This is a genomic window from Azohydromonas sp. (assembly GCF_035325925.1).
Lineage (GTDB): Bacteria > Pseudomonadota > Gammaproteobacteria > Burkholderiales > Burkholderiaceae_C > Calidifontimicrobium.
The window spans coordinates 1-24,175 of the sequence record NZ_DAOKZA010000054.1 but is presented as its reverse complement, the minus strand read 5'-3'; the positions used below and the strand labels follow the sequence as shown (position 1 = coordinate 24,175).

General features: G+C 72.5%; 17 protein-coding genes, 2 pseudogenes and 2 riboswitches. Of the genes and pseudogenes, 15 read left to right on the top strand and 4 right to left on the bottom strand.

Annotated elements, in window-relative coordinates:
* Together PKC53_RS16175 and PKC53_RS16170 are read left to right on the top strand one after the other, a co-directional pair.
* Positions 1 to 314 (top strand): annotated as a pseudogene (locus PKC53_RS16175) (branched-chain amino acid ABC transporter permease); the annotation flags it as partial.
* Positions 315 to 391: 77 nt separating this feature from the next.
* Positions 392 to 1,282, top strand: a complete 891-nt coding sequence (locus tag PKC53_RS16170; protein ID WP_324430454.1) for a branched-chain amino acid ABC transporter permease — start codon at positions 392 to 394, stop codon at positions 1,280 to 1,282.
* A 21-nt stretch (positions 1,283 to 1,303) separates the two neighbouring features.
* On the opposite strand, the gene PKC53_RS16165 is transcribed toward PKC53_RS16170, so the two are convergent.
* Positions 1,304 to 2,308, bottom strand: coding sequence for an AraC family transcriptional regulator (locus PKC53_RS16165; RefSeq protein WP_324430452.1), 1,005 nt, complete (start codon positions 2,306 to 2,308; stop codon positions 1,304 to 1,306).
* Positions 2,309 to 2,512: 204 nt separating this feature from the next.
* On the opposite strand from PKC53_RS16165, the pseudogene PKC53_RS16160 reads away from it, so the two are divergent.
* The 4 genes and pseudogenes from PKC53_RS16160 to PKC53_RS16145 all read left to right on the top strand — a co-directional run bounded on the left by PKC53_RS16160 (position 2,513) and on the right by PKC53_RS16145 (position 6,566).
* A pseudogene (locus PKC53_RS16160) lies at positions 2,513 to 3,341 on the top strand (class I SAM-dependent methyltransferase).
* A 50-nt stretch (positions 3,342 to 3,391) separates the two neighbouring features.
* Positions 3,392 to 3,793, top strand: coding sequence for a DUF6632 domain-containing protein (locus PKC53_RS16155; protein ID WP_324430450.1), 402 nt, complete (start codon positions 3,392 to 3,394; stop codon positions 3,791 to 3,793).
* Between the two features lie 22 nt (positions 3,794 to 3,815).
* Complete coding sequence (locus PKC53_RS16150; protein WP_324430448.1) at positions 3,816 to 5,042, top strand: vanadium-dependent haloperoxidase; 1,227 nt, start codon at positions 3,816 to 3,818, stop codon at positions 5,040 to 5,042.
* A 66-nt stretch (positions 5,043 to 5,108) separates the two neighbouring features.
* Positions 5,109 to 6,566 (top strand): NAD(P)-binding protein, encoded by a 1,458-nt coding sequence (locus tag PKC53_RS16145; RefSeq protein WP_324430446.1) that lies wholly within the window; start codon positions 5,109 to 5,111, stop codon positions 6,564 to 6,566.
* A 188-nt stretch (positions 6,567 to 6,754) separates the two neighbouring features.
* Here the strand turns inward: PKC53_RS16145 and PKC53_RS16140 are convergent, their stop codons facing one another.
* Together PKC53_RS16140 and PKC53_RS16135 are read right to left on the bottom strand one after the other, a co-directional pair.
* Positions 6,755 to 8,056: an O-acetylhomoserine aminocarboxypropyltransferase/cysteine synthase family protein gene (locus PKC53_RS16140; RefSeq protein WP_324430444.1), complete on the bottom strand. Its 1,302-nt coding sequence runs from the start codon at positions 8,054 to 8,056 to the stop codon at positions 6,755 to 6,757.
* 10 nt (positions 8,057 to 8,066) lie between these two features.
* Positions 8,067 to 8,534 (bottom strand): CoA-binding protein, encoded by a 468-nt coding sequence (locus PKC53_RS16135; protein WP_324430442.1) that lies wholly within the window; start codon positions 8,532 to 8,534, stop codon positions 8,067 to 8,069.
* Between the two features lie 100 nt (positions 8,535 to 8,634).
* Between PKC53_RS16135 and PKC53_RS16130 the strand changes: the two genes are divergently transcribed.
* The 8 genes from PKC53_RS16130 to PKC53_RS16095 all read left to right on the top strand — a co-directional run bounded on the left by PKC53_RS16130 (position 8,635) and on the right by PKC53_RS16095 (position 20,856).
* The gene (locus PKC53_RS16130; RefSeq protein WP_324430439.1) at positions 8,635 to 9,966 is read left to right on the top strand and encodes an aspartate aminotransferase family protein; all 1,332 of its coding nucleotides are present in this window, start codon (positions 8,635 to 8,637) and stop codon (positions 9,964 to 9,966) included.
* A 110-nt stretch (positions 9,967 to 10,076) separates the two neighbouring features.
* Positions 10,077 to 11,066 (top strand): TAXI family TRAP transporter solute-binding subunit, encoded by a 990-nt coding sequence (locus PKC53_RS16125; protein WP_324430437.1) that lies wholly within the window; start codon positions 10,077 to 10,079, stop codon positions 11,064 to 11,066.
* 179 nt (positions 11,067 to 11,245) lie between these two features.
* Positions 11,246 to 13,852, top strand: coding sequence for a TRAP transporter permease (locus tag PKC53_RS16120; RefSeq protein ID WP_324430435.1), 2,607 nt, complete (start codon positions 11,246 to 11,248; stop codon positions 13,850 to 13,852).
* Positions 13,849 to 14,517 carry an aspartate/glutamate racemase family protein gene (locus tag PKC53_RS16115; RefSeq protein ID WP_324430433.1) on the top strand — a complete coding sequence of 223 codons (669 nt, stop codon included), beginning with the start codon at positions 13,849 to 13,851 and terminating at the stop codon, positions 14,515 to 14,517. Before PKC53_RS16120 ends, PKC53_RS16115 begins: the two co-directional genes overlap by 4 nt.
* A gap of 31 nt (positions 14,518 to 14,548) precedes the next feature.
* Positions 14,549 to 14,636: riboswitch (glycine riboswitch) on the top strand.
* A gap of 18 nt (positions 14,637 to 14,654) precedes the next feature.
* Positions 14,655 to 14,771, top strand: a riboswitch (glycine riboswitch).
* A gap of 43 nt (positions 14,772 to 14,814) precedes the next feature.
* On the top strand, positions 14,815 to 15,960 hold the full coding sequence (gcvT, locus tag PKC53_RS16110) for a glycine cleavage system aminomethyltransferase GcvT (protein ID WP_324430431.1): 1,146 nt from the start codon (positions 14,815 to 14,817) through the stop codon (positions 15,958 to 15,960).
* Positions 15,961 to 16,108: 148 nt separating this feature from the next.
* A complete protein-coding gene (gene gcvH / locus PKC53_RS16105; protein ID WP_324430429.1) occupies positions 16,109 to 16,483 on the top strand; it encodes a glycine cleavage system protein GcvH in 375 nt (124 codons plus the stop codon).
* Between the two features lie 31 nt (positions 16,484 to 16,514).
* Positions 16,515 to 19,415: an aminomethyl-transferring glycine dehydrogenase gene (gene gcvP, locus PKC53_RS16100; RefSeq protein ID WP_324430427.1), complete on the top strand. Its 2,901-nt coding sequence runs from the start codon at positions 16,515 to 16,517 to the stop codon at positions 19,413 to 19,415.
* A 16-nt stretch (positions 19,416 to 19,431) separates the two neighbouring features.
* Positions 19,432 to 20,856 (top strand): L-serine ammonia-lyase, encoded by a 1,425-nt coding sequence (locus PKC53_RS16095; RefSeq protein ID WP_324430425.1) that lies wholly within the window; start codon positions 19,432 to 19,434, stop codon positions 20,854 to 20,856.
* Positions 20,857 to 21,025: 169 nt separating this feature from the next.
* Here PKC53_RS16095 and PKC53_RS16090 read toward each other — a convergent pair whose 3' ends face one another.
* Positions 21,026 to 21,412, bottom strand: coding sequence for a hypothetical protein (locus PKC53_RS16090; RefSeq protein WP_324430423.1), 387 nt, complete (start codon positions 21,410 to 21,412; stop codon positions 21,026 to 21,028).
* Between the two features lie 206 nt (positions 21,413 to 21,618).
* Here PKC53_RS16090 and PKC53_RS16085 point away from each other — a divergent pair.
* Positions 21,619 to 24,175 (top strand): DEAD/DEAH box helicase (locus tag PKC53_RS16085; RefSeq protein WP_324430422.1); only part of this gene is annotated, 2,557 nt, incomplete at its 3' end.

Below are 24,175 nucleotides of genomic sequence, written 5' to 3'. Positions count from 1 at the left end.
TCAACGTGCCGCGCATGATCACGCTGACCTACGGCTTCGGCGTCGGCCTGGCGGCACTGGCCGGCGTGATGGCCGCGCCGGTGTACCAGGTCAGCCCGCAGATGGGCGCGGACCTGATCATCGTCGTCTTCGCGGTGGTCGTGATCGGCGGCATGGGCTCGATCATGGGCTCCATCCTGACCGGCTTCGGCCTCGGGCTGATCGAGGGCCTGACCAAGGTCTTCTACCCCGAGGCTTCGAGCACCGTGATCTTCATCATCATGGCCATCGTGCTGCTGGTGCGCCCGGCCGGCCTGTTCGGCACCCAGAAATGAACGCCCCCGCGACCTCCACCGCCGCAGCCGGCAAGCGCGCCGCCGACCTGCGCGCGCAGCGCACCGCGTTCCTGATCATGGCCGCGGCGCTGATCGTCGCACCGGCGTTCGTGTACCCGGTGTTCATGATGAAGGTGATGTGCTTCGCGCTGTTCGCGTGCGCCTTCAACCTGCTGATCGGCTTCGGCGGCCTGCTGTCGTTCGGCCACGCGATGTTCCTCGGCTCGGCGAGCTACGCCGCGGCGCACGCGGCCAAGGTCTGGGGGCTGACGCCCGAGCTGGCGATCGTCTTCGGCACGCTGTGCGCCGGCGTGCTCAGCGTCGGTGCCGGACTGCTGGCGATCCGCCGCCAGGGCATCTACTTCGCGATGATCACGCTGGCGCTCGCGCAGATGGTGTTCTTCTTCAGCCTGCAGGCGCCCTTCACCGGCGGCGAGGACGGCATCCAGGCGGTGCCGCGCGGGCACCTGTTCGGCCTCGTCGACCTGTCGCAGCCGCTGGCGATGTACGCCGTCGTGCTGGTGATCTTCCTCGGCGGGTTCCTGTTCATCTACCGCGTGATCCACTCGCCGTTCGGCCAGGTGCTCAAGGCGATCCGCGAGAACGAGCAGCGCGCGATCTCGCTGGGCTACGACACCGACCGCTACAAGCTCGCGGCGTTCGTGCTGTCGGGTACGCTGGCCGGGCTGGCCGGCGCGACCAAGGCGATCGTGTTCCAGCTCGCGTCGCTGACCGACGTGCACTGGTCGATGTCCGGCGAGGTGGTGCTGATGACGCTGCTCGGCGGCCTGGGCACGGTGTTCGGCCCGGTGGTCGGCGCGGCGGTGATCATCACGATGCAGAACTACCTGGCGCAGCTCGGCGCCTGGGTGACCGTCGTGCAGGGGGTGATCTTCGTCGTCTGCGTGCTCGCGTTCCGCCGCGGCATCGTCGGCGAGATCGGTCACTGGCTGAAGAAGCCGCTGTGACGCGCCGCCGGCCGGCGCCGTTCAGCCGCCGGCACGCTGCGCGCGCCGCCACGCCGCCGGGGGCTGGCCGACCAGCCGCTTGAAGGCGCGCGCGAACGCCGCCTCTGATTCGTAGCCGACCTCCTGCGCGACGGCGGCGACCTTCGCGTCGCCGTGGCGAAGCAGCCCGGCGCCGAGCTGGATGCGCCAGTTCGTCAGGTACTGCATCGGCGGCTGCCCGATCAGCTCGACGAAGCGCTCGTGCAATGCCGAGCGCGACAGCCCCACCTGGCGGCCGAGATCGTCGACGCTCCAGTCCGCGGCCGGCCGCTCGTGCAGCAGCGCGATCGCCCGGCCGACGTGGCGGTCGCGCAGCGCGCCCAGCCAGCCGGTCGCGCCCTCGGGCAGCGACTCGAGGTAGCGCCGCGCGGCGTCGACGAACACCACCTCGCTGACGCGTTCGAGCACCAACGCGCTGCCCGAGCGGTTCTCGCGCGACTCGGCCACCGCCTGGTCGAGCAGATGAGCCACCCACGCACCGACGCCGCCTGCGCCCAGGTGCAGCAGTCGCGGCAGCGCGGCGATCAGCGGGTTGAACGGTTTCATGTCGCAGGCGATGAAGCCGCAGACGACCACCGAGCGCGCCTCTTCGGCCGGCAGCGGCGCACCCGGGCGCAGCACGCCGCGGTGGTACGCCACGGTGATCGGCTTGGGCTCGTCGCGCGTCGTCACGCGCCAGTCGCTGGCGTCCTCCTGCGCGTGCATGCCCGGCGCGCTCGAGATCACGTGGCTGTTGCCGCGCGGGAACATCACGATGTCGCCCTCGACCAGGCGCACCGGCGCCTCGCCGTCGGTGGCGGCCCACCCGCCACCCCTGAGGATCAGGTGGTAGGCCAGCACGTGCTCGGCGCCGGGCATCAGCGCGCGCGCCAGCTCGGGTGAGGCCGGCGTCTCGGCGGCCCACTCGTCGCCGAAGCTCACGTAATAGAACACCGCGCCGCGCAGCCGCACGCTGCGCAGCACGTCGGACAGCGGATCGTGGCTCATCGATGGTCCCTCTCGACGCGGCGGCGACGACTCGCGATCAAGCGCGGCGGACGCTCGGCACAAGCGGCCCGTGCAGCGCGATGCACCGCGGATGCGCAGGCAAATGTGCGCGACGCACGGAGAAGCGTCAATCGCCCCCGCCTCGAAGAATGGGCCCGTCGTCGCCATGCGCGAAGACCCCAGCCATCCCACGGAGACCCATCCATGAACGCCGTCCTCGACACCCGTCCCGCGCCCGACTACGCGGCCATCAAACAGCGCCAGCAGGCCACCTGGGCCAGCGGCGACTACGCCACCATCGGCACCACCTTGCAGATCGTCGGCGAGACGCTCGCCGAGGCCGCCGACGTGCGCGCCGGCGAGCAGGTGCTCGACGTCGCGGCCGGCAACGGCAACGCGTCGCTCGCCGCGGCGCGCCGCCACGCGCTGGTCACCTCGACCGACTACGTCGCCGCGCTGCTCGACAAGGGCCGCGAGCGCGCGCGCCGAAGGCCTGGAACTGCAGTTCCGCGTCGCCGACGCCGAGTCGCTGCCGTTCTCCGACGGCCGCTTCGACGTCGTGCTGTCGACCTTCGGCGTGATGTTCACGCCCGACCACGCCCGCGCCGCGGCCGAGATGCTGCGCGTGCTGCGCCGTGGCGGGCGCATCGCGCTGGCCAACTGGACGCCGGACGGCTTCATCGGCCGGCTGTTCAGGATCGTCGGCGCGCACGTGCCGCCGCCGGCCGGCGTCGTGTCGCCCGCGTTGTGGGGCACCGAGTCGCACGTCGTCGAACTGTTCGGCACGCGGGCCGCGAAGCTGCGCTGCGAGCGCCGCCAGTTCCACTTCCGCTACCGCAGCGCCGCGCACTGGCTGCAGGTGTTCCGCGACCTGTACGGGCCGGTGCACAAGGTGTTCGCCGCGCTCGATGCCGCCGGCGCCACGTCGCTCGAACGCGCGATCACCGCATTGCTCGACGAGCACAACGTCGGCGGGGCGCACTCGCTGGTGGTGCCCAGCGAGTACCTCGAGGTCGTCGTCACCAAGAGCTAGCCGACGCAGCCGCGCCGCGCCGCATCGCGCAAATCGACGAAGGATCCGCAATGAACGAGACCGTTCGCATCAACCACCTCAGGCTCGCACTGCGGGTGTTGGCCGCCGTGTTCGTCCTCGGGGTGTATCCACTCACCGTGCTGTGGCCGTCGGGCTGGTCATGGCATGCCGGCCAGTCCGAGTACCTGCAGATGATCATCGGCATCTACGCCACGCTGGGCGTGTTCCTGTGGCTGGCGTCGAGCCATCCCGAGCGGCACCAGGGCCTGATCGCGTTCACGATCTGGTCGAGCATCGTGCACGGCACCACGATGGCAGTGCAGTCGGTCGCCGACACACGACACCTCGGCCACCTGTACGGCGACGTCCCCGCGCTCTTCATCGCAGCCGCGGTGCTCGGCTGGCTGTCGCCTCGCTCACTCACGCTCAGGTTCGCCACGGGCGCGGACTGAGTCAACCATTCAGGAGTTCAGCATGCAACGTTTGCACGTCAACACCACTTTCGCAACGGTCCTGCTGGCCGTCGGCCTTCCCGCCGCCGCCGATGCGGTGACCGACTGGAACCGTCGCGCCGACGGCTTCATCACCGAGTCCAAGCTCGGCACCCCGCCGGCGATCCGCGTGATGGCCGTGGTGCAGACGGCCGTGCACGACGCGGTGGCCCGCCTGCCTGCGCCGGCCGCGCGCAGCCCGGCCGCCATCGACGCCGCGGTCGCCACGGCGCACCGCGTCACGCTGGGCAGGCTGTTGCCGGCGCAGCAGCCGGCGGTCGAGTCGGCCGTCACCGCCGCGCTGGCCGCGATCGCCGACGGCCCGGCCAAGGCGGCCGGTGTCGACGCCGGAACGCGCGCCGCGCAGGCCGTGCTCGCGGCGCGCGCCGCCGACGCGCCCGGGCCGGACCGGTACCGTCCGCAGGCCGCACCCGGCGTCTACGTGCCGACGATGCTGCCCGCGGCGGCGACCTGGGCGCAGCGCACGCCGTGGCTGATGACGCACGCGGCGCAGTTCCGGCCCGCCGCGCCGCCGGCGCTCGCCAGCGATCAATGGGCGCGCGACGTCGCCGAGGTCAAGGCGCTGGGCGCCAAAGCCGGCGGCCAGCGCAGCGCCGAGCAGACCGCGATCGCACGCTTCTGGGAGTACTCGCTGCCCGCGATCTACCACGGCGTCGTGCGTTCGCAGGCCGAGCAGCCGGCGCGCGACGCGCTGGCCAATGCGCGCCTGTTCGCCGCCGTCGCGCAGGCGATCGACGACGCGATGGTCGCGGTGTTCGACGCCAAGTACCACCACCACTCCTGGCGCCCGGTCACCGCGATCCGCAACGGCGACGTCGACGGCCACCCGGCCACCGAACGCGACGCCGGCTGGAGCCCGCTCGTCGACACGCCGATGCACCCCGAGTACCCGGGCGCGCACAGCATCCTCGCCGCCGCGGTGGGCACCGTGCTCGAGGCCGAGTTCGGCGCCGCCCCGGCGCAACCGCTGGCCACGTCGAGCCCCACCGCACAGGGCGCGACGCGGCGCTGGACACGCGTCGACGACTTCGTGCGCGAGGTCTCGGACGCCCGGATCTACGGCGGCATGCACTTCCGCTTCTCGACCGCCGCGGGCGAAGCGATGGGCCGGCAGATCGGTCGCCTCGCGGTCGAGCGGGTGCTCCACGCAGCGCCATCGATGCACGCCGACGCCACCGCGCCACGCTGAGCGCGCTGCGCTGCCGCGACCCGCCGCGGTCGCGGCGGTGCCCACCGCAGCCAGGACACCCCGACCATGCCCCACGCCCCCATCGAGACCGATCACCTGGTCATCGGCGCCGGCGCCAGTGCGCTGGCCTTCGTCGATGCGCTGCTCGACGCGTCGGACGCCGACGTCGTGCTCGTCGACCGCCGCGCCCGGCCCGGCGGGCACTGGAACGACGCCTACCCCTTCGTGCGGCTGCACCAGCCGAGCGGCTGGTACGGCGTCGCGTCGCGGCCGATCGTCGAGACCGACCCCGACCGTTCGGGCTACCGGCGCGGTGCCACCGGCACCGACGTGCTGGCCTACTTCGATGCGCTGCTGCACGAACGCCTGCTGCCTTCGGGCCGGGTGCACTGGTTGCCGCGACACGAGGTGCGGCGCGGCACCGACGGCGCCGACGTCGTCGTGCCGCTCGACGGCGGCCCCGCGCGCCGCGTGACCGTGCGGCGCCGCCGCGTCGACGCCACGCACGCGCGCACCGAGGTGCCGGCAACGCACCCGCCGCGCTACACGGTCGCGCCCGGGGTGGCCCTGGTCGCGCCGCACCGCCTGCAGCGGATCGCGGCCCTGCTGTCGAAGGTGACCGTGGTCGGCGGCGGCAAGACCGGCATGGACAGCGTGCTGTGGCTGCTCGAACACGGCGTGCCCGCGGCCGGCATCCGCTGGATCGTGCCGCACGACTTCTGGCTGCACGACCGCGCGCACCTGCGCACCGGCGCCGTGCACATCGCGGCCGGCGTGCGCGCGACGATGCGCGAGTTCGACGCGATCGCCGCCGCGCGGTCGACCGAGGACCTGCTCGCCCGGCTCGAGGCCGACGGTCTGCTGCTGCGGCTGGACCGGCGCGTCACGCCCACCCGCTACCGCTGCGCGGTCGTGTCTCGCGGCGAGCTGGGACGGCTGCGCCGCGTCACCGACGTCGTGCGCATGGGACACGTGCAGCGCATCGACGCGGCGCGGCTGGTGCTCGAACACGGCACGCTCGCGGCGCACCCCGACACGCTGTACGTCGACTGCAGTGCACGCGCGCTGCAGCCGCCACCGGCGCTGCCGGTGTTCGACGGCGACACGATCCACCTGCTGATGGTCGCGGCGTGCCGGCCGATGTTCAGCGCCGCGCTGATCGGCCGCGTCGAAGCCGGCATCGACGACGAGCGGCTGAAGAATGCGCTGTGCACGCCGGTGCCGAGTCCCGAGCGCCCGGCCGACTGGCTGCGGCTGCTCGCCGCGACGCTGGCCAACGCCGAGCGCTGGAGCCGCGAGCCCGCGCTGCACGCCTGGCTGCGCGCGAGCCGGCTCGACATCGTCGCGACGCTCCACGGTGGCGCGCGCCCCGAAGACGCCGCCAGCGCCGCGCTGCTGCGTGCGCGTGCGCACGCCGCGCGGGCCGCGACGGCGAACCTCGCGCGGCTGCTCGGCGAGCAGCACGGGCCCATGGCCCAGTCGCCGACGCTGACCACGCCTGCCCGCCCGGCCGAGACGGTTTGACACGGTCTCGCGGTCGCGCCCGCCCGCCGGCGTCGTCCGCGCAGCCGCCCTCGGCTCCCACCCGGCGCCGGTCGTGGTCGGGTCGGGCCGGCCGACCTGCGCCGGTGGGCGCGGCAAGACGTCGTGCGCCGAGGCGACGACGCTTCACCTCGGCGGCGCGCGCAGCGCGGCGACGAGGCCGCGGAGCGCTACGCCCCGGCGCGCGCCAGCGCCTGGTCGATGTCCCAGAGGATGTCGTCGATGTGCTCGAGGCCCACCGACATGCGCACCATGTCGGGCGTCACGCCGGCGGCGCGCTGCTGCGCTTCGTCGAGTTGGCGGTGCGTCGTCGACGCCGGGTGGATGATCAGCGTGCGCGTGTCGCCGATGTTCGCGAGGTGGCTCATGAACTGCGCCGCCTCGATGAACCTCACGCCCGCGTCGAGGCCGCCGCGCACGCCGAACGCCAGCAGCCCCGATGCACCCGGCGCGCCGTCGACCGCACGCATCTGCCGCGCCACCAGCGCGTGCTGCGGGTGGTCGGCGAGCCCGGGGTAGTGGACCCAGCTCACGCGCGGGTCTGCACGCAGGAAACCGGCGACGCGGCGCGCGTTCGTGCAGTGCCGCTCCATGCGCACGTGCAGCGTCTCGACGCCCTGCAGGATCTGCCATGCGCTGGTCGGCGCCAGCGCCGCGCCGTACACGCGCAGCGTCTCCATGCGGCAGCGCATCGTGAAGCCGAAGTCGCCGAAGGTCTCGTAGAACTTCACGCCGTGGTAGCCGGGGCTCGGCTCGGTCATGCCCGGGAACCTGCCGTTGTCCCACGGGAAGCGGCCGCTCTCGACGACCACGCCGCCGAGCGTCGTGCCGTGGCCGGCGAGGTACTTGGTGGCGCTGTGCACGACGATGTCGGCACCGAAGTCGAACGGCCGGCACAGGAACGGGCTGGGCACCGTGTTGTCGATCACCAGCGGCACGCCGTGCGCGTGCGCCACGTCGGCCACCGCGGCGATGTCGAGCACCGCCAGGCTGGGGTTGCCCAGCGACTCGGCGAACACCGCGCGGGTGTTCGGCCGCATCGCCGCGGCGAAGGCGTCGGGCCGCGTCGCGTCGACGAAGCTGGTCTCGACGCCGAACTTGGCCAGGTTCACCGCCAGCATCGTCACCGTGCCGCCGTACAGCGCCCCGGCGGCGACGACGTGGTCGCCCGACTGCAGGATCGTCATCAGCGCGAGCGCCTCGGCGGCCATGCCGCTGGCCGCGGCCACCGCGGCGCGCCCGCCCTCGAGCGCGGCGATGCGTTCCTCGAGCGCCGCCACCGTCGGGTTGCTCAGGCGCGAGTAGACGTTGCCGAAGGTCTGCAGGTTGAACAGCGCGGCCGCGTGGTCGGCGCTGTCGAACACGAAGCTGGTCGTCTGGTAGATCGGCAGCGCGCGCGCGCCGGTGGCGGCGTCGGGGATCTGGCCGGCGTGGATCGCCAGCGTCTCGGGGTGGAAGCGGCGGTCGGCCATCGCCCTCGCCTCACACCGGCCGGCGCGCCGAGATCACGCGCGTGTTGACGCCGGCCCAGTGCAGTCCGCCGAACAGCCGCGCGTGCTCGATCTTCACGCAGCGGTCCATCACGGTGTCGAGGCCGGCGTCGCGCGCCGTCGCGGCGGCGGCGTCGTTGACCACGCCGATCTGCTGCCACAGGCACTTCGCGCCGATCGCCACCGCGGCGGCGGCGATCGGCGGCACGTCGTCGCTGCGGCGGAACACGTCGACCATGTCGACCGGGCCGTCGATGTCCTCGAGCCGCGCCACGCAGCGCTGGCCGAGGATCTCGCCGCCGGCGTAGCGCGGGTTCACCGGGATCACGCGGTAGCCGCGGTCGAGCATGTACTTGGCGGCGAAGAAGCTCGGCCGGTGCCACTCGGCCGACAGCCCGACCACCGCGATCGTGCGGCACTGCTTCAGGATGCGGCGCAGCGTGGCGATGTCGTCGCTCATGGCAGCACCACTGTACCGAACGCGGCGCGCGCGCCGCTCGGGGTTGCCCCTGCGGCGCCGGCGGCCACAATCGGGCTCCCCGCGACCCGCCGCCCCCGCCATGACCCACGTCCTGCACCGCCAGCTGAGTTCCCGCCTGCCGGTCGCCGTCGCCGGCGACGGCGTCTGCCTCGTCGACCGCGAAGGCCGGCGCTACATCGACGCCTCGGGCGGCGCCGCGGTGTCGTGCCTGGGGCACGGCCACCGCGACGTGCTGGCGGCGATGCACGCGCAGATCGACCGCATCGCCTACGCGCACACCAGCTTCTTCACCACCGAGGTGGCCGAGCAACTCGCCGACCACCTGGTCGCGCACGCCCCCGCGGGCATGAGTCACGCGTACTTCGTCAGCGGCGGCTCGGAGGCGGTCGAGGCGGCGCTGAAGATGGCGCGCCAGTACTTCGTCGAGACCGGCCAGCCGCAGCGCGAGCACTTCATCGCACGGCGCCAGAGCTACCACGGCAACACGCTGGGCGCGCTGGCGGTGGGCGGCAACGAGTGGCGGCGGCGCCAGTTCGCACCGCTGCTGATCCCGGTGACGCACGTCTCGCCGTGTTACGAGTACCGCGACCGGCGCGACGACGAGACGCCCGGGCAATACGGCCGGCGGCTGGTGCAGGAACTGTCCGACGCGATCGACCACCTGGGCGGCGACCGCGTCATCGCCTTCGTCGCCGAGACCGTGGTCGGTGCCACCGCCGGTGCGCTGCCCCCGGTGCCCGGCTACCTGAAGGGCGTGCGCGAGCTGTGCGACCGCCACGGCATCCTGCTGATCCTCGACGAGGTGATGTGCGGCATGGGCCGCACCGGCACGCTGCACGCGTGCGAGCAGGAAGGCGTGGTGCCCGACCTGCTGACCATCGCCAAGGGGCTCGGCGGCGGCTACCAGCCGATCGGCGCGGTGCTGGCGCAGGGCCGCATCGTCGACGCCTTCGCGCGCGGCAGCGGCATGTTCCACCACGGCCACACCTACATCGGCCACGCGGTGGCCTGCGCCGCGGCGCTCGCGGTGCAGCAGGTGATCGAACGCGACGGCCTGCTCGAACGCGTGCGCCGCCAGGGCCGCGGGCTGGTCGAGCGGCTGTGCGCCGCGCTGGGCGGGCACCCGCACGTCGGCGACATCCGCGGCCGCGGGCTGTTCTGGGGCATCGAACTGGTGCGCGACCGCGCCGCCAAGACGCCGTTCGACCCGGCGCGCAAGCTGCACGCCGCGGTGCGGCGCGAGTCGATGGCGCGCGGACTGATGGTCTACCCGATGGGGGGCACGATCGACGGGCGGCTGGGCGACCACGTGCTGCTCGCGCCGCCGTTCATCGTCGGCGACGCCGAGCTCGACGCCATCGTCGAACGCCTGGCCGGCGCGATCGACGCCGCGGTGGCGGCCGTGGCGTGACGCCTCGGTGTAAACCGCCTTGGCAGCGCAGGCTCGAGGTGTAACTATCATCCCCTCCCGGCCCGCTGCACGACGGCGGGCCTGTCGATCACCACACCAAGGAGCGTCTGATGACCCACACCCGCAAGACCGCCGCGCTGCGCCCGCTGCTGGCCGCGGCCGCTTTCGCCGCCATGGCCCTGCCCGCCACCCCCGCGCTGGCACAGCAGAAGTTCATCACCATCGGCACCGGCGGCGTCACCGGCGTGTACTACGCGGCCGGCGGGGCGATCTGCCGCCTGATGAACAAGGACCGCGCCAAGCACGGCATCCGCTGCTCGGTCGAGTCCACCGGCGGCTCGGTGTTCAACATCAACACCATCCGCTCGGGCGACCTCGACTTCGGCGTGACGCAGTCCGACTGGCAGTACCACGCGATCAACGGCAGCAAGGCGTTCGAGAAGGACGGCAAGTTCGCCGACCTGCGCGCGGTGTTCTCGCTGCACCCCGAACCGTTCACCGTGCTGTCGCGCAAGGAAGCGAACATCGCGAAGGTCGACGACCTGAAGGGCAAGCGCGTCAACATCGGCAACCCGGGCTCGGGCACGCGTGCGTCGATGGAAGAGCTGATGAGTGCGATGGGCTGGAAAGCCGGCGATTTCTCGCTGGCCGCCGAGCTGAAGGCCGACGAGCACGGCCCGGCGCTGTGCGACAACAAGATCGACGCGTTCTTCTACGGCGTCGGCCACCCGAGCGCGAACATCCAGGACCCGATCACGACCTGCGGAGCGAAGCTGGTGCCGCTGCAGGGCGCGGCGGTCGACAAGCTCGTCGCCGGCGCACCGTACTACGCGAAGGTGAACATTCCCGGTGGCCTGTACGCGGGTCATCCGAACCCGACGCCGACCTACGGCGTGCTGGCCACCTTCGTGACCTCGGCCAAGGTGCCCGAGGCGATGGTCTACGAACTGACCAAGGCGGTGTTCGAGAACTTCGACGAGTTCAAGAAGCTGCACCCGGCGTTCGGCGCGCTCGACCCGAAGGAGATGATCAAGAACGGCAACTCGGCCCCGCTGCACCCCGGCGCGGTCAAGTACTACAAGGAAAAAGGCTGGATGTAAGCCGGCGCCGCCGGGGGCCGCGCGGTCCCCGGCACGACGCACCGGCACGCGCCCGATGCGCGTGGCGGTGACCCGCCCGCCGGGCCCCGTTTCGGGGCCCTTCTTGTCTGGGCCGACGACGAGGATCGGCCGCACCGGCCGGCGCGGGCACGCGCCCGGTGGCCTGGAGGAGAGCGTCGATGCTGCGCAAGAAGAAGACCGACCCGTCCGAGATCGACGTCGCCCAGCTCGCGGCCGACACCGACACCGGCGGGCGCAGCCCGGGCCCGCTGGTGGCCCGGCTGATCCTGCTGGTGACCATCGCCTGGAGCCTGTTCCAGCTGTGGATCGCGTCGCCGCTGCCGTTCGCGCTGGGGGTGGGCGTGTTCAACGACACGCAGTCGCGCGCGGTGCACCTGGGTTTCGCGGTGTTCCTCGCGTTCATGGCCTACCCGGCATTCGCGCGGTCGCCGCGCCACAAGGTGCCGCTGCCCGACTGGGTGTTCGCGCTGGTCGGCGCGTTCTGCGCCACCTACCTGTTCTTCTTCTACCGCGAGCTGGCCACCCGCCCCGGCCAGCCGACGACGCAGGACCTGTGGGTGTCGATCGTCGGCATCGTCATGCTGCTCGAGGCCACGCGCCGCGCGCTCGGGCTGCCGATGGTCGTCGTCGCCGTGGTGTTCCTCGCCTACACCTTCGCCGGGCCGTACATGCCCGAGCTCATCGCGCACAAGGGCGCGTCGCTGCCCCGCGCGATGTCGCACTACTGGCTGACCACCGAGGGCGTGTTCGGCGTCGCGCTCGGCGTGTCGAGCAGCTTCATCTTCCTGTTCGTGCTCTTCGGCTCGCTGCTCGACAAGGCCGGCGCCGGCAACTACTTCATCAAAAGCGCGTTCGCGCTGCTCGGCCACATGCGCGGCGGGCCGGCCAAGGCGGCGGTGGTGTCGTCGGCGGCCACCGGCATCATCAGCGGCAGCTCGATCGCCAACGTGGTGACCACCGGAACGTTCACGATCCCGCTGATGAAGCGTGTCGGCTACCGCCCCGATCAGGCCGGCGCCGTCGAGGTGTCGAGCTCGGTCAACGGCCAGATCATGCCGCCGGTGATGGGCGCCGCGGCGTTCCTGATGGTCGAGTACGTCGGCATCTCGTACACCGAGGTGATGAAGCACGCGTTCCTGCCGGCGATCATCTCGTACATCGCGCTGTTCTACATCGTGCACCTCGAGGCGCTGAAGGCCGGGCTGCAGGGGCTGCCGCGGCGCGCCGGCTCGACCCTCGGCCAGCGGATGCTGTCGTTCGGCCTGACGGCGAGCGGCTTCGTCGTGCTCGCCGGCGCCGTCTACTACGGCATCGGCTGGATGAAGACCGCCTTCGGCGACGCCGCGGTCTACCTCATCGGCGTCGGCGTGTTCGCCGCGTACCTGTTCCTGCTGTGGGTCGGCGCCCGGCAACCCGAGCTCGAGCTCGACGACCCCCATGCACCGGTGTTCGAGCTGCCCGAGACCGCGCCGACGCTCAAGAGCGGGCTGCACTACCTGCTGTCGGTCGTCGTGCTGATCTGGTGCCTGATGGTCGAGCAGATGTCGCCCGGGCTGTCGGCGTTCTGGGCGACGATGTTCATGGTCTTCATCATCCTGACGCAGCGCCCGCTGATCGCCGCGCTGCGCGGGCGCGGCGGCTACGCCGGTGCGCTCACCCGGGGCTGGAAGGACCTGGTGGCCGGGCTCGAGGCCGGCGCGCGCAACATGATCGGCATCGGCGTGGCCACCGCGGCGGCGGGCATCATCGTCGGCACGGTGTCGCTGACCGGCATCGGGCTGGTGATGACCGAGGTCATCGAGCTGCTCTCGGGCGGCAACCTGATGCTGATGCTGCTGCTCGTCGCGGTGATCAGCCTGATCCTCGGCATGGGGTTGCCGACGACCGCCAACTACATCGTCGTCTCGACGCTGATGGCGCCCGTCGTCGTTGAACTCGGCGCGCAGAGCGGGCTGCTGGTGCCGCTGATCGCGGTGCACCTGTTCGTCTTCTACTTCGGGCTGATGGCCGACGTCACGCCGCCGGTGGGGCTGGCGTCGTTCGCCGCGGCGGCGATCTCGCGCGCCGACCCGATCAAGACCGGCGTCACCGCCTTCTTCTACAGCATGCGCACGGCGATCCTGCCGTTCCTGTTCATCTTCAACACGCAGCTGCTGATGATCGGCATCACCGGGCCGCTGCACCTGGCGCTGACCATCGCCAGCGCGGTGATCGCGATGCTGGTGTTCGCCGCGGCGACGCAGGGCTACTTCCTCGTGAAGTCGCGCTGGTGGGAGACGGCCGCGCTGCTGCTGGTCACCTTCACGCTGTTCCGCCCGGGCTTCTGGTGGGACATGGTCTACCCGCCGTACGAGGAGCGCCCGGCCACGGAGCTGATGACGCTGGTCGAGCAGGCGCCCAAGGGCGAGCGCAAGCGCGTGTGGGTCGAGGGCCTGAACCTCGACGGCAAGGAGATCCGCAAGGGCGTGCTGCTGCCGCTGGGCGACCCCGGCCCGGCACGCGAGCGGCTGCGCCGCATCGGGCTGACGGTGATGGCGCTCGGCGACGAGGTGCAGATCGCCGCGGTGCAGTTCGGTTCGGCCGCCGAGAAGCTCGGCCTCGAGCAGGGGCTCAGGATCACGCAGATCGAGATGCCGGCGCAGCGCCCGGCCAAGGAGTGGATGTACGTCCCGGCGCTGCTGCTGCTGGCGGTGGTGATCGTGGCGCAGCGCGCGCGGCTGCGCCGCGAGCCCCCCGTCGCGCAGACCGGCGCCGCGAGCGCATGACGCGCCTGGCGCTGGTCCACGCGCTGGCGCACTCGGTGGGGCCGATCAACGACGCGCTGGCGCGCGACTGGCCCGAGGCGCGGCGCATGAACCTGCTCGACGACAGCCTGTCTGCCGATCTCGCGGCGTCGCCCGCCGGCCTCGACGACGCGATGACGCAGCGCTTCCTGGCGCTGGCCGATTACGCGGTGAGCGCCGGCGCGCAGGCGATCCTGTTCACCTGCTCGGCGTTCGGGCCGTGCATCGACGCGGTCAAGCGCCGCCACGCCGCGCTGCCGGTGCTCAAGCCCAACGAGGCGATGGTCGACGAGGCGGTGGCGCTGGCCGCCGCGCGCTCGGGCCCCGGCAGCGTGCCCGTCGGGCTGGTCGCCACCTTCGGCCCGACGCTGCAGTCGATGCCGGCCGAGTTCCCGCCCGCCGTCGACCTGCGCTGCGCGCTGGCCGAAGGCGCGCTCGACGCGCTGAACCACGGCGACGCGGCGCGCCACGACGCGCTGGCCGCCGACGCCGCCGCGCGGCTGGTCGACGCCGGGTGCGGCGTGATCGCGCTGGCGCAGTTCAGCCTGGCGCGCGCACGGCCGGTGGTCGAGGCGCGCTGCGGCGTGCCGGTGCTGACCACCGTCGACAGCGCGGTGCGCGCGCTGCGCGCGCGCCTGCTCGGCTGACCGGCCCGGCCGCTCGGCTACACTGCGCGGCGTCAGGAGAGCGTGCCGCGGCGTCGTGCCTCGGCGCCGCCGAAGGCGCAGAGGGCGTGCCCCTCGAACGCTCAGGCAAAAGGACTGGCAAGCGCCTCCGCAGGGGGCGACACCACGCTGGAGAGAGGCGGCGCCCGGCAGCGTCGCCCACCGAAGGGGCAAGCGGCAGGCGCTTCCAGAGCGCCCCCGCCAATCTCTCAGGTAAAGCGGACAGCGAGGGCAATCACCGCCACGATGGCGGTGCCCACGAGCCCTCGGGAGACCGCCATGTCCGCGCCCTTGCTGAAGACCCCGCTGCACGCGCTGCACCTCGAACTCGGTGCGCGCATGGTCGAGTTCGCCGGCTACGAGATGCCGGTGAACTACCCCGGCGGCATCCTCGCCGAGCACCGCCATTGCCGCGAGTCGGCGGCGCTGTTCGACGTCTCGCACATGGGTCAGGTGCGGCTGATCGGCGACGACGCCGCCGCGGCGCTCGAGTCGCTGGTGCCCTGCGACATCGTCGGCCTCGCGCCGGGCCAGCAGCGCTACGCGCTGTTCACCAACGCCGGCGGCGGCGTCCTCGACGACCTGATGGTCTCGCGCCGGCAACACCGCGGCGTCGGCGACCTGCTGCTGGTCGTCAACGCCGCGTGCAAGGACGCCGACGCGCGCCACCTGATCACGCACATCGGCCACCGCTGCACGGTGCAGGTGCTGCCCGACCTGGCGCTGCTCGCGCTGCAGGGGCCGAAGGCCGCCGCCGCGCTGGCGCGGCTGAACTCCGGCGTGACGGCGCTGACCTTCATGACCGGTGGCCACTTCACGTTGCGCGCGCCCGACGTGGGGCTCGACGCCGAGTGTTTCGTCACGCGCAGCGGCTACACCGGCGAGGACGGGTTCGAGATTTCGGTCGACGCCGCCGCGGCCCCGGCGCTGGCGCGCGCGCTGCTGGCGCAACCCGAGGTCAAGCCGGCCGGGCTCGGCGCGCGCGACACGCTGCGGCTGGAGGCCGGGCTGTGCCTGTACGGCCACGACATCAACGACCACACGACGCCGATCGAGGCCGGGCTGGCGTGGGCGATCCAGAAGGTGCGGCGCCCCGGCGGCGCGCGCGCCGGTCGCTATCCCGGCGCCGAGGTGATCGCGCTGCAGCTCGAACACGGCACCAAGGTCAAACGCGTCGGGCTCACCGGCCTCGAGCGCATCCCGGTGCGCGAAGGCGCGGTGCTGCAGGACCGTCGCGGCCACCGGCTCGGCCATGTGACCAGCGGCACCACGTCGCCGACGCTGGGCAAGCCGGTGGCGATGGGCTACGTCAGCGTCGAGCACGCGCAGCCCGGCGCCGAGATCTGGGCCGACGTGCGCGGCAAGCTGCAGCCGCTGCGCGTCACCCCGCTGCCCTTCGTCGCCCAGCGCTACCACCGGACCTGATGGCCCACCCCTGCAGCGCCTGCGACGCGCCCGCCGGAGGCGCCGCCGCGCACCGACCGACAAGGCCGGGCCCGCGGCGGTCGGCCGAAGCGCCGCGGCATCGGACGATTCCCAACACCCTTCAACCCCGCCGCCAGGAGCAGCAGCCATGACGACCAAGTTCACCCCCGACCACGAGTGGATCAACATCGAGGACCACGAGGCCGCCGTCGTCGGCATCACGCTGCACGCGCAGGACGCGCTCGGCGACGTGGTGTTCGTCGACCTGCCCGAGGTCGGGCGCACCTACAAGAAGGGCGAGGTCGCCGGCGTCGTCGAATCGGTGAAGGCCGCCGCCGACATCTACATGCCGGTCGAAGGCGAGGTCGTCGAGGTCAACGAGGCGCTGCGCGCCGACCCGTCGCTGGCCAACTCCGACCCGATGGGCGAAGGCTGGTTCTTCAAGGTGCACGTCACGCGCATGGAGCAGTTCGACGAGCTGATGGACCCGCCCGCCTACGACGCGCTGCTGAAGACGCTCTGAACCCGCCCCCACCCGCCCCGCCGCCGAGCCCATGCTGATGTCCGCCCACCCTCCCCTGGCCGAACTCGAGAACGCCGACGAGTTCGTCGCCCGCCACCTCGGCCCCGACGACGCCGAGCAGCAGCACATGCTGCAGGCCATCGGTGCCGCCTCGCGCGCCGCGCTGCTCGATGCGGTGGTGCCGGCGGCGATCCGCCGGCGACGGCCGATGGACCTGCCGCCGGCCGTCGGCGAGGCGCAGGCGCTGGCCGAGCTGCGCGCGATCGCCGCGAAGAACAAGCTGCTGAAGAGCTTCATCGGCCAGGGCTACCACGGCACGCACACGCCGACGGTCATCCTGCGCAACGTGCTCGAGAACCCGGCCTGGTACACCGCCTACACGCCGTACCAGGCCGAGATCAGCCAGGGGCGCATGGAGGCGCTGGTCAACTTCCAGACCATGGTCACCGACCTCACCGGCATGGCCATCGCCAACGCGTCGATGCTCGACGAGGCCACCGCCGCCGCCGAGGCGATGACGCTGGCGCTGCGCGTGGGCAAGAGCCGGAACCTGCGCCTGTTCGTCGCCGACGACGTGCTGCCGCAGACGCTCGAGGTGGTGCGCACGCGCGCGCGTCCGCTGGGCGTCGAGGTGATCGTCGGCCCGGCCGAGCGCTGCGCCGACGCCGATTGTTTCGCCGCGCTGCTGCAGTACCCCGGCGTGACCGGCCGCATCCGCGCGCTGCAGCCGCTGGCCGATGCGCTGCACGCGAAAGGCGCGCTGCTGGTGGTCGCGGCCGACTTGCTGGCGCTCTCGCTGCTCGCGCCGCCGGGCGAACAGGGCGCCGACATCGTCGTCGGCACGACCCAGCGCTTTGGCATGCCGATGGGCGCCGGCGGCCCGCACGCCGCGTACATCGCCACGCGCGACGAATTCAAGCGCTCGCTACCCGGGCGGCTGGTGGGGGTCAGCGTCGACGCGCACGGCGCGCCGGCGTACCGGCTGGCGCTGCAGACGCGCGAGCAGCACATCCGCCGCGAGAAGGCCACCAGCAACATCTGCACCGCGCAGGTGCTGCCGGCGGTGGTGGCCAGCATGTACGCCGTCTACCACGGCCCGCAGGGCCTGCAGCGCATCGCGCGCCGCGTCGCCACCTTGACCGCGGTGCTCGCCGCCGGTCTCGCCGAGATGGGCGTCGCGCTGGCGCACGACGAGGCCTTCGACACGCTGGAACTGATCACCGGCGAGCGCACCGACGCGCTGCTCGCCGCCGCCGAGGCGCGCGGCATGAACCTGCGCCGCGCGAGCGACACCAGCGTCGGCATCACGCTCGACGAGACGACCACCCGCGAAGACGTGCACGCGCTGTGGCAGGCGGTGGCGCTGGCCACCGGCCGGCGCGGCGCGCTGCCCGAGGTGGCGAGGTTTGAGGCCGGCATCGCCACGCGGCTGCCGCCGGCGCTGGGGCGCCGCAGCGCGTTCCTGACGCACCCGGTGTTCAACACGCACCACAGCGAGACCGCGATGCTGCGCTACCTGCGCGGGCTGGCCGACAAGGACCTCGCGCTCGACCGCACGATGATCCCGCTGGGCTCGTGCACGATGAAGCTCAACGCGACGAGCGAGATGATCCCGATCACCTGGCCCGAGTTCGCGCAGGTGCACCCGTTCGCGCCGCGCGACCAGCTCGCCGGCTACGCCGAGCTGGACGCGCAGCTCGCCGCGTGGCTCGCGCAGGCCACCGGCTACGCCGGCGTCAGCCTGCAGCCGAACGCCGGGTCGCAGGGCGAGTACGCCGGGCTGCTGGCGATCAAGGCCTGGCACGCGGCGCGCGGCCAGGCGCACCGCGACGTGTGCCTGATCCCCGAGTCGGCGCACGGCACCAACCCGGCCAGCGCGCAGATGGTCGGCATGAAGGTGGTGGTCGTCAAGTGCGACGCCAACGGCAGCGTCGACCTCGCCGACCTCGAGGCGCAGTGCGCCGCGCACGCGAACGACCTGGCCGCGGTGATGATCACCTACCCGTCGACCTACGGCGTGTTCGAGGGCGGCGTGACGCGGCTGTGCGAGATCGTGCACCGCGCCGGCGGGCGCGTCTACGTCGACGGCGCGAACATGAACGCGCTCGTCGGCGTCGCCGCGCCGGGCGAGTTCGGCGGCGACGTCAGCCATCTGAACCTGCACAAGACCTTCTGCATCCCGCACGGCGGCGGCGGGCCCGGCGTCGGCCCGGTGTGCGTCGCCGAGGACCTGGTGCCCTTCCTGCCCGGCCACGGCGACGCGAAGGCGCCGGTGGGTGCGGTGTCGGCCGCGCCGCTGGGCAACGCCGCGGTGCTGCCGATCAGCTGGATGTACATCCGCATGATGGGCGCCGAAGGGCTGACGCAGGCCACCGAGGTCGCGATCCTCGCGGCGAACTACGTCGCCGCGCGGCTGGCCGACCACTACGACATCCACTACAGCGGCGACGTGCCCGGCCTGAAGGGCGGCGGCGTCGCACACGAGTGCATCCTCGACCTGCGCCCGCTGGCCAAGACCAGCGGCGTCGGCGCCGAGGACGTCGCCAAGCGCCTGATCGACTACGGCTTCCACGCGCCGACGCTGAGCTTCCCGGTGGCCGGCACGCTGATGGTCGAGCCCACCGAGAGCGAGTCGCTGGCCGAGCTCGACCGCTTCTGCGACGCGATGATCGCGATCCGCGCCGAGATCGCGAAGGTCGAACGAGGCGAGTGGCCGAAGGACGGCAACCCGCTGAAGCGCGCACCGCACACCGCCGCCGCGCTGCTGGCCGCCGACTGGCCGCACGCTTACACGCGCGAGGACGCCGCATACCCGCTGGCGTCGCTGCGCGCCGCCAAGTACTGGCCGCCGGTGGGGCGCGTCGACAACGTCTGGGGCGACCGCCACCTGTTCTGCAGCTGCCCGCCCCTGGCGGCGTCCGAAGCCGGCTGAGGCCCCGGCGCGCGCCGTGGCCGTGTCGGTGTTCGACCTGTTCAAGATTGGCATCGGACCGAGCAGCTCGCACACCGTCGGCCCGATGCGCGCGGCGCGCCTGTTCACGCTGCGGCTGGCGCACGACGGCCTGCTCGAGCGCACGGCGCGCGTGCAGGTGCTGCTGTACGGGTCGCTGGGGGCCACCGGCAAGGGACACGGCAGCGACATGGCGGTGCTGCTGGGTCTGGCGGGCCACGAGCCGGAGACGGTCGACGTCGACGCGATCGCTTCGCTGCTGGCGGCGATGCGCGGTGCGCGGCGCATCGCGCTGCTCGGCCGCCACGAGGTGCCGCTCGACGAGCGCGCCGACCTGCTGTTCCGGCGCCGCGAGTCGCTGCCGCACCACCCGAACGGCATGCGCTGCCTGGCCTTCGACGCCGGCGGCGCGACGATCGCCGACCACGTCTACTACTCGGTCGGCGGCGGCTTCGTCGTCAGCGAGCAGGTCGCCGCCGACGGCGCGAGGCTGCGCACGATCGCGCCCGACACCGCGGTGCTGCCGCATCCGTTCCACAGCGCCGCCGAGCTGCTCGAGTCCACGCGCGCCCACGGCTGCTCGATCGCCGAGCTGATGCGGCGCAACGAACGCCACTGGCGCGACGACGCCGAGATCGACGCCGGCCTGCAGCGCATCTGGCAGGCGATGCGCGACTGCGTCGCACGCGGCTGCCGCACCGAGGGCACGCTGCCCGGCGGCTTCGCGGTGCGCCGCCGCGCGCCGGCGCTGTTTCGCGCGCTCGCCGGCTGGCGCGAGCCGAACCCGCAGGTGCAAGCGCCGCGCCCGGTGTTCGGCAGCGACGACCCGCTGCAGGTGCTCGACTGGGTCAACCTCTACGCGCTCGCGGTCAACGAGGAGAACGCCGCCGGTGGGCGCGTCGTCACCGCGCCGACCAACGGCGCCGCCGGCATCGTGCCGGCGGTGCTGCACTACTGGCGCCGCTTCGTGCCCGAGTCGAGCGAACGCGGCGTGGCCGACTTCCTGCTCACCGCCGGCGCGATCGGCATCCTGTACAAGGAGAACGCCAGCATCAGCGGCGCCGAGGTCGGCTGCCAGGGCGAGGTCGGCGTGGCCTGCAGCATGGCCGCCGGCGCGCTCGCCGCGGTGCTCGGCGGCACCCCCGAGCAGGTCGAGAACGCCGCCGAGATCGGCATGGAGCACCACCTGGGGCTGACCTGCGACCCGGTCGGCGGACTGGTGCAGATTCCGTGCATCGAGCGCAACGCCATCGCATCGGTGAAGGCGATCACCGCGGCGCGCATGGCGCTGCGCGGCGACGGCAGCCACCACGTCAGCCTCGACCAGGTCATCAAGACGATGCGCGAGACCGGCGCCGACATGCTGACCAAGTACAAGGAGACCGCGCGCGGCGGGCTGGCGGTGAACATCGTCGAGTGCTGAAGCGGACTCCGCGCGCGCCTCGCTCGCGAACGCGTGCCAACGTCGCGATACGAGTTGCCACAGACCGCCGCATCTCGACCGGTGGCCCGCGGCCGCGAATGTCTGGCGTAGCGGCCATTCGGCTTGCCCGGCTGGCGCCAGGGCTGCCGGCGTCGGGCGCCACAGCACCTCAGGCTCGCGCCGGCGTGCGGGCAACCAACCACAGCATCAGCGCGGCGGCCACCAGCACGACGACCGACGCACCGGCGAGCACCGGTTCGACCGACTCCGGCGCAGTCGACCGGCCGTACAGCATGAACAGGCCGGTGACCAGCGCGGCGCTGCCGAGGTGGTGCAGCACGAACTGCACGCGCGCCAGGCGGCGCTGGGCCTCGTCGACCCACTGGCGCAGCACGGTCGCGTACAGCGCGGGCAGGACGAACCCGAGCAGCATCGTGTGCGCATGCGTCACGTGCTGCGTGTGATCGTGGGTGGCGGCCATGACGATGCCGAGCAGCAGCCCGGCGATCGCGAAACACAGGCCGAGCACGACGTGAAGGCGGGCAAGACGGGTCATCGGCAAGACTCCGGTCCGGGAGGTTGACGGGGACGGCTCGGGACCACGGCACGACTGCGCGACGTACTGTGCACAGGCCACCCGGCGCTGGCAAGACCCCGCCGTCACGCGGCGAGCGGCCGCCGCCGAGCCAGGGCGCGCCGCCTAGAATGCCCACACCCCCGCCGCCCGCGCCGCGGGGCTTTTGTGTTTTGTCGTCGTCTCCGATGCAGTTGCCTTCCATCGCCCCCGGCAAGCGCTTCACCGTGCCGCGCCCGCTCGGCTCGGCCGACGCGCTGCTGCTCGCGCGCCACGCGCAGGCGCAGGCGGCCCAGAAACGCCTGCTGGCCATCGTCACCGCCGAGCCGGCCGACGTGCACCGGCTCGAGGACGAGATGCGCTTCTTCGCCCCCGAGCTGCGCGTGGCCGTGTTCCCCGACTGGGAGACGCTGCCCTACGACACCTTCAGCCCGCACCAGGACCTGGTGTCGGAGCGGCTGGCCACGCTGTGGCGCGTGTACCAGGCCACGAGCGCCGGGCCGCCCCAAGGTCGTGGCCAGCCCCCTCGGGGGGCGGACGCGCAGCGGCCGGGGGCACGCGAACACGACGTCGACGTGCTGCTGCTGCCGGCCACCACCGCGTTGCAGCGCCTGGCGCCGCCGAGCTTCCTCGCGGCCTACACGTTCGAGTTCAGGCAGAAGCAGAGGCTCGACGAGGCGGCGCTGAAGGCGCAGCTCACGCTCGCGGGCTACCAGCACGTGAGCCAGGTCGTGGCGCCCGGCGAATACGCGGTGCGCGGCGGGCTGATCGACCTGTTCCCGATGGGCTCGGCGGTGCCGTACCGCGTCGACCTGTTCGACGACGAGGTCGACTCGATCCGCACCTTCGACCCCGACACGCAGCGCAGCCTGTACCCGGTGCCCGAAGTGCGGCTGCTGCCCGGGCGCGAGTTCCCGCTCGACGAGGCGGCGCGCACCGCTTTCCGCGCGCGCTGGCGCGAGAAGATGGAAGGCGACCCGACGAAGTCGCGCATCTACAAGGACATCGCGCAGGGCATCGCCACCGGCGGCATCGAGTACTACCTGCCGCTGTTCTTCGACGCCACGGCGACGATCTTCGATCATCTGGGGCAGAACGCTTGCTTGGTGCTCCATGGCGAGGTCGACCGCGTGCTCGACCGCTTCTGGCACGACACGCGCGAGCGCCACCGCTTCCTGCAGCACGACCCCGAGCGGCCGATCCTGCCGCCCGAGGACGTGTTCCTTCGTCCCGACGAGTTCTTCACCCGCACGCAGCCGCACGCGACGCTGGTGGTGCGCGGCGCCGAGCCGGTCGACTGGGCGCGACCGCTGCCCAACGTGGCGATCGAGCGCGGCACGCCCGAGCCGCTGAAGGCGCTCGAGAGCCACCTGCGCGCGACGCTGCACCGCGTGCTGCTGGTGGCCGAGAGCGAAGGCCGGCGCGAGACGCTGCTCGACCTGCTGCGCGACCACGGCATCGACGTCCCCCCGGTCGACGGCCTGCAGGCCTTCGTGGAAGGCGACGCGCGCGTCGCGATCACCGCGGCGCCGCTGGCCGAAGGCTTCTTCTGGCACGAGCCCGCCGACGGGCACGTGATCCAGCTCATCACCGAGACCGAGCTGTTCGCCAGCACGCGCGAGGCGCGACGGCGCCGCCGGCAGGAGCCCACCAGCGACGTCGACGCGCTGATCAGGGACCTGTCGGAACTCAACGTCGGCGACCCGGTGGTGCACCTGAACCACGGCATCGGCCGCTACCGCGGGTTGATCCACATCGACCTCGGCGACGGCGACTCGGAGTTCCTGCACCTCGAGTACGCCGACAAGGCCACGCTGTACGTGCCGGTCGCGCAGCTGCACCTGATCAGCCGCTACACCGGCGTCAGCGCCGACGAGGCGCCGCTGCACAGGCTCGGCTCGGGCCAGTGGGACAAGGCCAGGCGCAAGGCGGCCGAGCAGGTGCGCGACACCGCGGCCGAACTGCTGAACCTGTACGCGCGCCGCGCCGCACGCCAGGGCCACGCGCACGCGTTCGACGTGCACGACTACGAGGCCTTCGCCGCGAGCTTCGGCTTCGAGGAGACGGCCGACCAGCGTGCCGCGATCCACGCCGTGATCCACGACCTGACGAGCGACAAGCCGATGGACCGCCTGGTGTGCGGCGACGTCGGCTTCGGCAAGACCGAGGTCGCGCTGCGCGCGGCCTTCGTCGCGGTGGCCGGCGGCAAGCAGGTCGCGATCCTGGCGCCGACCACGCTGCTCGCCGAGCAGCACTACCAGACGATCGGCGACCGCTTCGGCAAGTGGCCGGTCAAGGTGGCCGAGCTGTCGCGATTCCGCAGCCCGAAGGAGGTCAGGACCGCGCTCGACGGCCTGGCCGACGGCAGCGTCGACATCGTCGTCGGCACGCACCGGCTGCTGTCGCCCGACGTCAAGTTCGCGCGCCTGGGGCTGCTGATCATCGACGAGGAGCACCGCTTCGGCGTGCGCCACAAGGAGGCGATCAAGGCCTTCCGCAGCGAGGTCGACGTGCTGACGCTCACCGCCACGCCGATCCCGCGCACGCTGGGCATGGCGCTCGAGGGGCTGCGCGACCTCAGCGTGATCGCCACCGCGCCGCAGCGGCGCCTGGCGATCAAGACCTTCGTGCGCAACGAACACAACGGCGTGATCCGCGAGGCGGTGCTGCGCGAACTCAAGCGCGGCGGGCAGGTGTACTTCCTGCACAACGAGGTCAGCACCATCGAGGCCATGCGCGAGCGCC